Below are 1,762 nucleotides of genomic sequence, written 5' to 3' on the forward strand. Positions count from 1 at the left end.
ACTAAAGAATCATCGATAGTTTTCACTATTCCCCAACAACCAATCGGAAGCGAAGTCGTGACATCACCAGTTGTTTCATCCCAGCCACGCCGTAAATCCCGATCGCTCATCATTTCGATCGCACTCATCATCATTGCAGCATTCGTCCTTGCCGTCAGCATTTGGACAACTAGTGGAAACAAGCAAGCAGATTCGGCAGCATCAGCGCAATCGTCAGACTCGACGCACACTCAATCTGCCCAATCTGCATCAGCGACGCCAGGAGCCTCGTCCGCTGCCGCGGCGGCCGCCGACGTTGACCCGAACGTCGCAGCACCCAGTGAGAAGAACGCAGAGCTCCTTGCAATCATTCGATCCGCACCCAAGCGCGACGCCAACGACAATCAGGCCAAAGGCGCTCTGGGCGCTCCGGTTGTCCTCACACTCTTCTCTGACTTCTCCTGCCCCTACTGCACGCTGTTTGCTAAAAAAATCGAACCCCAACTTGCCGATCTGATCGAAGACGGAACTCTTCGCATCGAATGGCGCGACCTGGCACAGATCACCCCCACGTCCCCCTTAGCAGCTCAAGCGGGACGTGCGGCAGCCGATCAGGGCAAGTTCTGGGAATTCCACGACCTGCTGTATCAGGCAACCAACGAACACGAACACCCGGAATACACCGAGGAATCTCTCGTCGCATTCGCTGAACAAGCTGGCGTTTCAGACATCGACACCTTCCGCGCCACGATGAATGCGGCCGAAACCGTTCAGGCTGTCGCCAACGCGAAGAAGGAAGCCTACTCCATCGGCATCACCGGCACACCTTTCATGTTCATTGGGGACACCTACATTTCGGGCTACCGCGATTACGAGTATGTGCGCACAACGATTGAACTTCAGGCGGAGGCCGCCCGTTCATGACTTTGACCCCATTGGCTGCCCTGCTCGGTGGCGTATTGACGGTCTTCGCCCCCTGTTCGGTGATGATCCTGCCAGCATTCTTCGCATACGCATTCCAGTCGCGTTCTGCACTGCTACTGCGCACCGGAATCTTCTGGCTGGGTTTGCTGACTTCTCTTCTGCCTTTGGGCGTACTTGTCGGCGCGGCGGGATCAGCTCTGCGCGATCACCTGGATCTGATCACACGCATCTGCGCCTTCATCATCATCATTCTTGGCATCGTTGAGATTATCGCTCTTGAAATCCCCACGCCCCATCGCAAGGCGTCGGCGGGAGTACGCAAAGAACGTGATCGCACTCATCCTCTGTCGATCTACCTTTTGGGGCTCACCTATGGCTTTGCCGGTATCGGTTGCGCTGGGCCAATCCTAGGGGCCGTTTTGGTGGCCGCAGGTATCGGAGCTTCGCCGGCAACAGGCGCTGCTCTGATGGCTCTGTACGCCACTGGCATGGTTGTTCCTCTGGCAGTGCTCGCATTGGCGTGGCAGTCTACGAATTTGTCCTCAAGCACCTGGTTGCGTCCCCGCCCCCTTCGACTATTCGGTCGCGATACAACGTGGACGAACGTCGTCTCAGGCATCGTTTTGGTTGCGCTGGGCGCGGCGCTTCTGGTCGCTGGCATCGCGAATCCACTTGGGGGATTGATTTCAGCAACGACCTTGGCTTCGTGGGAACAGTCTCTGATGCGGTTCGGTTCGACGATTCCTACGTGGGCAATGATCACAGTTGTTGTCTTGGTGATTGCCGCCGCGTGGTTCGCGTGGCCTCGTCGGACAAAGGAGACGGAAACAAACGCCGCGTAGTTCTTTGCTGTTCTCGA

At 56.9% G+C, this 1,762-nt stretch carries 2 protein-coding genes; both read left to right on the forward strand.

Annotation, left to right across the window (positions count from 1 at the left end; genetic code table 11):
• Positions 1–903: DsbA family protein (locus tag AC5RE1_RS00670; RefSeq protein WP_493938195.1), on the forward strand; the 903-nt coding region annotated here is incomplete at its 5' end.
• Entirely contained in the window at positions 900–1,745 is an 846-nt protein-coding gene (locus tag AC5RE1_RS00675) for a cytochrome c biogenesis CcdA family protein (RefSeq protein WP_006681450.1), read from the forward strand. The genes AC5RE1_RS00670 and AC5RE1_RS00675, both read left to right, overlap by 4 nt.
• Positions 1,746–1,762: the final 17 nt, after the last annotated feature.

The sequence above is a fragment of the Actinotignum sp. usb-actsch-rep-73 genome (assembly GCF_059082735.1).

Excerpts from the sequence above, each read along its gene's own strand:
- AC5RE1_RS00675 (WP_006681450.1), top strand. The coding sequence starts at position 900 with ATGACTTTGACCCCATTGGCTGCCCTGCTCGGTGGCGTATTGACGGTC.